Source organism: Pseudonocardia sp., assembly GCF_050246655.1.
In the GTDB taxonomy this organism is placed as follows: domain Bacteria; phylum Actinomycetota; class Actinomycetes; order Mycobacteriales; family Pseudonocardiaceae; genus Pseudonocardia.
In genome coordinates, this window is sequence record NZ_JBFWVQ010000083.1 from 20,981 (window position 1) to 27,455 (window position 6,475).

The window sequence follows — 6,475 nt, forward strand, 5'->3', positions numbered from 1 at the left end:
GCGGAGGTGCCCCGTGACCACCCTCGTCGAACCCGGGACCGGCGCTGCGCCGACCGGGTCGGCCACCGCGGCCCTGCGCCGCTTCGGCGCCGCAGCAGCCACCGTCGGCATCGCCTTCGTCGTGCTGCTGGCGCTGTGGCAGGTCCTGCTGTGGGTGTTCGACGTGTCACCGTTCGTCGGGAAGTCGCCGGCGGACGTGGGGCGCTACCTGTTCGACGACAACCCGCCCCGCGGGATCCGCCCCGCCTCGCTCACCGCCGAGGCCGCCCGGACGGAGAGCCTCGCGGCGCTGGGCACGACGCTGGTCGACGCCACGATCGGGTTCGTCGCCGGAATGGCGACCGCCATCGCTGTCGCGATCGGGTTCGTGCTGTTCAGGCCGTTCGAGTTCGCGTTCATGCCGATCGCGATGCTGCTGCGCTCGGTGCCGCTCGTCGCGATGGCCCCGCTGCTGCTGCTCATCTTCGGGCAGGGCCCGATGGGCGTGGCCGTGATCGCGGCGATCGTCGTGCTCTTCCCCGCGCTCGTGAACATCGTCGTGGGGCTGTCGTCGGCGTCGCCCCAGGCGCTGGACCTGATCCGGGTCAACGGCGGCGGGGCACTCCGGGCGCTCGTGACGGTGCGCCTACCGTCGGCACTGCCACACCTCTTCGCCTCCGTCCGGATCTCCGTGCCGGGCGCGATCGTCGGTGCGATGCTCGCCGAGTGGCTCGTCGGGTTCGAGGGCATGGGCGGGGTGCTCTCCGGCTACAAGGGCGCGGGCAACTACGGCGGCGTCTGGACGATCGTGGCACTCTCGGTGATCGTCTCGATCGTGCTCTACGCCGTCGCCACGGTGGTCGAGGCGGCCATGCTCGCGGCCTGGGGACCGGACGCGGGCCGCAGCACCTGAGCCCGCGTTGAGGAGGCCCGAATGGGGATCTCGCTCGGTTTCCACCAGTACGGAAAGGCCGAGGTCCGGCTGGTGCATGTCGACCGGTCGACCCCGGTCCACCGCATCAAGGACATCAACGTCACCAGCCAGCTGATCGGCGACTTCTCGGCCACCCACCTCACCGGGGACAACAGCGCCGTCATCCCCACCGACACCCAGAAGAACACCGCGTACGCCCTGGCGCGCCTCGGCGGCGTCGGCGCCATCGAGGACTTCGCCCTGCGCATGGCCCGCAACTTCGTCGACAGGTACGAGCAGGTGACCGGCGCCCGCCAGGAGGTCGAGGAGTACTCCTGGCAACGGATCGAGACCTCCACCGGCGGGCCGCACGACCACGCGTTCGTCCGCGCGGGGACGGAGGTGCGCACCACCGTCGTCCGCAAGGACGGCGCCGATCCGTCCGCGGAGACGGTCATCTCGGGGCTCACGGACCTCGTCGTCCTCAAGAGCACCGGAAGCGAGTTCCACGGCTTCCCCGAGGTCGAGTACACGACCCTGGTGGAGACCACGGACCGGATCCTCGCCACGGCGGTCTCCGCTCGCTGGCGCTACGTCGGCACGGACGTCGAGTGGGACAAGGCCTACAGCGACGTCCGCCAGATCCTGCTCGACCGCTTCGCGCTCACCCACAGCCTCTCGCTGCAGCAGACCCTCTACGCGATGGGCGAGGGCGTGCTCGCCACCCACCCGGAGATCGCCGAGATCCGCTTCTCGATGCCGAACAAGCACCACTTCCTCGTCGACATGGAGAGTTGGGGGCTGGAGAACCCCCACGAGGTCTGGTACGCCGCCGACCGCCCGTACGGGCTGATCGAGGCGTCCGTGATCCGGGACGACGCTCCGCCCGCCGGGAGCGTGTGGGAAGGCATCACGGGCTTCGTCTGAGCGACCCGGTGCGGCGGGCGAGTACGGCCAGCCCCGCCCGGTCCGCACCCGACCCGTCGGCGACCTCGGTGTCGTCCAGTGCCCCGCACTCCACCCCGCGCAGCAGGAACCCCGCCAGCGCGACGGCGGTGGCGGGTTCGTCCAGGAAGCCCCCGTCCCGGCGCTCCCGGTAGGCCCGCAGCCGCGCGGCCGCCGCGGGGAATCCCTCCCGGTAGAACGCCATGCAGGCGACGTGGCGGCTCGGCAGCTGCGCCGGGTGCAGGTCCCAGCCCTGGTAGAAGCCGCGTTCCAGGGAGCGGCGCACCAGCCGCCCGTGCAGCCGCCAGGCCGCGCGCACCGCGTCCCCTTCGCCGACGGGGAGCACGTTGGTCGAGCCGTCCGAGAGCCGCACACCGGTACCCGCGGTGGCCACCTGCATGACGGCCTTCGCGTGGTCGGCGACCGGGTGCTCCATGCTCTGGTACGCCGCGGCGATCCCGAGCGACGCCGAGTAGTCGTAGGTGCCGTAGTGCAGGCCGGTGCAGCGACCGCGGGCGGCGGCGATCATCCGCGGCAGCGGGGACGCACCGTCTCGGCCGAGGACGGACTGCGGCGTCTCCACCTGGACCTCGAACCGCAATGCCCCCGCCGCCAGCCCGTGCGCGCGTTCGAGCTCCGCCAGCACCGTGACCAGCGCCGCCACCTGCTCCACGGCGGTGACCTTCGGCAGCGTGAGCACGAACCCGTCCGGCAGCTCCGGGGCCAGCGCCTCGACGACCAGGGCGAGGGTCCGCAGCCCGCGCCGGCGAGTCGGTGCCTCGAACGACCGGAACCGCACGCCGCAGAACGGGGTGGCGCCGAGCGCCGCGACGGCCCGGACGGCGTCCGCGTCCTCCTCCGCGTCCGGACGGGCGCCGTAGCCGTCCTCCAGGTCGACGCGGACGTCCTCGACCGGTTCGGTGGCGAGCTTGCGCACCACCCGGTCCCGCACGGCCTCGGCGAGCGCGACGTGCAGCCCCCAGATGTCGGCCACCTCGGCAGCGGTGGGGGCGTGCTCGTCGAACGCCGCCTGCGCCGCCGCGCCCCACTCGGCGACCGTCCCGGCGTGGAAGCGGTCCGCCGGCACGTAGGCGGTGTGGACGGGCTGGCGCCCGGCCGGATCGCCCGGGTAGGCGGCGGCGAGCCGGGCGTCCGCCGCGGCCAGTGCGGTGTCGACCCGGTCGGCGAGCGCCGTCCATCTGTCGAGGGCGGGATCCATCGGCCGATCGTGCCGACGTCACCGGGCGGGCTGCCAGTCCGGCGCGGTGTGGTTCTTGCCGTACTCGACCACCGGCGCACCCGCGTCGACGGCCGTGTCCAGAGCGCGCACCTCCGGGGTGTCGAACCGCCGTGCCTGGCGCGCGATGTCGTCCAGCCGGGAGGCCGCCGTCGCGAGGCGGGTGGCGGAGGCACCCAGCCGGTCCAGCAGCTGCGCGACCGACCGGGCGATCCCCGCGGCCGTCTCCACCGCGCCGCGCACGACCCACAGGACGAAGCCGGCCACGGAACCGCCACCGCTGACGACCGCCGTGACGCCCGCGACCGCCGCGGCGACGAGGACGTCGGCGACGAACCCCGCGACCGCGTCCCGCACCAGCGCCCGGACGGTCGCGATGTCCGCGCCCGAGGAGAGGACCTCCGAAGCGGCCACGTCCGCGAGGTCGGCGCCGCGCTCCAGCCCGAACGTGAACGCCCCGGCCGTCTCCCGGTAGGCGTCGGCCGCCGCGCCCGTCCAGCCGGTGAGCGCGTCCAGGCTGCGGACGTGCTGCCCGGCGACCTCGACCATCCGGGTCGCGACCGCCGTCCACGTGCGCGCCTCGTCCTCGATCCGGATCGGGTCGCCCGCGAGCGCATCCAGCGGCTCGTGCAGGAAGGCCACGTGCTCGATCAGCCAGCCCACCCCGGCCGAGGCGAGCGCGTCGAGGGGGTCCATCGCGACGCCGAGGCTGTCCAGCGCGGCGCCGTTCATCGCCCAGGCGATCTCGCCGGGATCACCGCCCGCGACCGCCTCTCCGAGGTCGTACCAGCTCGACACGAACCCGGCGCCCTCGTACGCGGAGTCGGCGACGGTGTGGTCCCGCGGCGTGGGCAGGTCGGTCACGCTCACGTCGCGTCCCGCAGGCGCTCGACGACCCCGTCCTCGACCCGGCGATAGGCCGCCGCGGTGGCCCGCACGCCGCTCGGGTGGCTGGCCAGCCTGTCGCCGAGCGCGCCGACGGCCCGGTCCGCCCGCGCCGCCGCGGCCATCGCCCAGCCGGCGAAGGCCTGCCCGATCACCCCGTACGCGCCGGCGTCGAGCGGTCGGGCGGCGTCCGCGGTGGCGGCGAGCACGGACGCGAGCTCCGCCACCACGGCGGCGTGCGCATCGAGGGCCGCGGGGTCGACCGTGAATCCGGTCATCGCGGGTTCCCGGCCGCGAACGCCGCGAACGACGTCGCCTCCGGACCGAGCAGCGGCGCCACGGCGTCGGCCACCGCACGGCCCGCCGCGGCGTGGGCCGCCGCGGCCGTCTCCGTGATGGTCTCCGCGAGCTGGATGCGGGACAGGCGCTCCGCCGCCTCGTGCAGGACGAGATCCCGCAGCACCCCGCCGGGGACGACGGTGGCCGTCACCGCACCGTCCGGGCTGGTCACGGAGGCCTCGACCGCCCCGAGGCGCTCCTGCACCTCCCGGGCCCGCCTGCCGGCCTCGTCGATGCGTCGCTGGTAGCCGTCCAGCCATACCTGTGCGTCCATGATCGCGGACGGTACGGACCCGGCCATGACTACGGGCCGGAACGGAAGAATCCGTTCCGGCCCGCAGGGGAGATCAGCTCGCGGTGGCGGGAACCGCCCTGCCGACGACGAGGCCACCCGTTCCGCCCTCGGCGGTCGGGTCGAGGTCCACGCGGACGGTGTCGCCCTCGCGCACCTCGCCGGAGAGCAGCTCGCGGGCGAGCTGGTCGCCGATCGCGGACTGCACGAGCCTGCGCAGCGGCCGCGCCCCGTACACCGGGTCGAACCCGTTCATGGCGAGCCACTCGCGGGCGGCGTCGGTGACGTCCAGGGTGAGCCGGCGCTTCGCCAGCCGCCGCCCCAGCACGCCGAGCTGGATGTCCACGATGTGCGTGAGCTCCTCGGTCGAGAGCGCGTGGAAGACCACGACGTCATCGAGCCGGTTGAGGAACTCCGGCTTGAAGTGCGTGCGCACGATCGCCATCACGGCGTCGCGGCGGCCGCGGTCGTCCAGCGACGGATCGGCGATCGCCTGCGAGCCGAGGTTCGAGGTGAGCACGAGGATCGTGTTGCGGAAGTCCACCGTGCGGCCCTGGCCGTCGGTGAGCCGACCGTCGTCGAGCACCTGCAGCAGCGTGTCGAACACGTCCGAGTGCGCCTTCTCGACCTCGTCGAACAGCACCACCGAGTACGGGCGGCGCCGCACGGCCTCGGTGAGCTGCCCGCCCTGGTCGTAGCCGACGTAGCCGGGCGGGGCGCCGACGAGGCGGGCCACCGAGTGCTTCTCGGAGTACTCGCTCATGTCGATGCGCACCATCGCCCGCTCGTCGTCGAACAGGAACTCGGCGAGCGCCTTGGCCAGCTCCGTCTTGCCGACGCCGGTGGGGCCGAGGAAGAGGAACGAGCCGAGCGGGCGGTTCTCGTCCGAGATCCCGGCCCTGGCGCGGCGCACCGCGTCCGACACGGCGCGCACGGCCTCGGCCTGGCCGACGACGCGGCGGCCGAGCTCGTCCTCCATCCGCAGCAGCTTGGCCGTCTCGCCCTCGAGCATCTTGCCCGCGGGGATGCCGGTCCAGGCGGAGACGACGTCCGCGACGTCATCCGGGCCGACCTCCTCCTTGAGCATCTGGTCGCCCTCGGTGACGACCGTGGCCTCGGCCAGCTGCTTCTCCAGCGCGGGGATGCGGCCGTAGAGCAGCTCGGAAGCCCTGCCGAGGTCGCCGTCGCGGTCGGCCCGCTCGTACTCCCCGCGCAGCGTCTCCAGCTGCTCCTTCAGCTCGCGGACGGCCTCGATGGCGCCCTTCTCGTTCTGCCACCGCGCGGTGAGCGCCGACAGCTCCTCCTTGCGCTCGGCGAGCTCGGCGCGCAGCGCCGTCAGACGGTCCCGCGAGGCGTCGTCGGACTCCTTGTCCAGCGCCATCTCCTCGATCTCCAGCCGGCGCACCGCGCGCTCGACCGTGTCGATCTCGACGGGCCGCGAGTCGATCTCCATGCGGAGCCGCGAGGCCGCCTCGTCCACGAGGTCGATGGCCTTGTCCGGCAGGAACCGCGCGGTGATGTAGCGGTCCGAGAGGGTGGCGGCGGCGACCAGTGCGGCGTCGGTGATCCGGACGCCGTGATGCACCTCGTAGCGCTCCTTGAGCCCGCGCAGGATGCCGATCGTGTCCTCGACGGACGGCTCGCCGACCAGCACCTGCTGGAAGCGGCGCTCCAGGGCGGGGTCCTTCTCGATGTGCTTGCGGTACTCGTCGAGCGTGGTGGCGCCGACCATCCGCAGCTCGCCGCGGGCGAGCAGCGGCTTGATCATGTTCCCGGCGTCCATCGCACCCTCGCCGGTGGCCCCGGCGCCGACGATCGTGTGCAGCTCGTCGATGAAGGTGATGATCTCCCCGGCCGAGTCCGCGATCTCCTTGAGGACGGCCTT

Annotated in this window: 7 protein-coding genes; 2 read left to right on the forward strand and 5 right to left on the reverse strand. The window is 73.5% G+C overall.

The features are described 5' to 3' along the window. Window positions 1-13: 13 nt before the first annotated feature. Window positions 14-892 carry an ABC transporter permease gene (locus AB7J25_RS22190; protein WP_428511692.1) on the forward strand — a complete coding sequence of 293 codons (879 nt, stop codon included), beginning with the start codon at window positions 14-16 and terminating at the stop codon, window positions 890-892. Window positions 893-913: 21 nt separating this feature from the next. Further along, window positions 914-1,819: a factor-independent urate hydroxylase gene (gene pucL / locus AB7J25_RS22195; protein ID WP_428511694.1), complete on the forward strand. Its 906-nt coding sequence runs from the start codon at window positions 914-916 to the stop codon at window positions 1,817-1,819. Here the strand turns inward: pucL and AB7J25_RS22200 are convergent. The 5 genes from AB7J25_RS22200 to AB7J25_RS22220 all read right to left on the reverse strand — a co-directional run. Then, a complete protein-coding gene (locus tag AB7J25_RS22200; protein ID WP_428511696.1) occupies window positions 1,803-3,056 on the reverse strand; it encodes a DUF6986 family protein in 1,254 nt (417 codons plus the stop codon). The genes pucL and AB7J25_RS22200 overlap by 17 nt on opposite strands. 18 nt (window positions 3,057-3,074) lie before the next feature. Next, a complete protein-coding gene (locus tag AB7J25_RS22205; protein ID WP_428511698.1) occupies window positions 3,075-3,944 on the reverse strand; it encodes a hypothetical protein in 870 nt (289 codons plus the stop codon). Further along, entirely contained in the window at window positions 3,941-4,237 is a 297-nt protein-coding gene (locus AB7J25_RS22210; protein ID WP_428511700.1) for a hypothetical protein, read from the reverse strand. The genes AB7J25_RS22205 and AB7J25_RS22210 overlap by 4 nt, the downstream gene beginning before the upstream one ends. After that, window positions 4,234-4,572 (reverse strand): YbaB/EbfC family nucleoid-associated protein, encoded by a 339-nt coding sequence (locus AB7J25_RS22215; RefSeq protein WP_428511702.1) that lies wholly within the window; start codon window positions 4,570-4,572, stop codon window positions 4,234-4,236. The genes AB7J25_RS22210 and AB7J25_RS22215 overlap by 4 nt, the downstream gene beginning before the upstream one ends. A gap of 73 nt (window positions 4,573-4,645) precedes the next feature. Continuing rightward, window positions 4,646-6,475: ATP-dependent Clp protease ATP-binding subunit (locus AB7J25_RS22220; protein WP_428511704.1), on the reverse strand; the 1,830-nt coding region annotated here is incomplete at its 5' end.

Coding starts and splice junctions, on each gene's coding strand:
- AB7J25_RS22210 (WP_428511700.1), bottom strand. CDS start 4,237: ATGACCGGATTCACGGTCGACCCCGCGGCCCTCGATGCGCACGCCGCC.
- AB7J25_RS22200 (WP_428511696.1), bottom strand. CDS start 3,056: ATGGATCCCGCCCTCGACAGATGGACGGCGCTCGCCGACCGGGTCGAC.
- pucL (WP_428511694.1), top strand. CDS start 914: ATGGGGATCTCGCTCGGTTTCCACCAGTACGGAAAGGCCGAGGTCCGG.
- AB7J25_RS22215 (WP_428511702.1), bottom strand. CDS start 4,572: ATGGACGCACAGGTATGGCTGGACGGCTACCAGCGACGCATCGACGAG.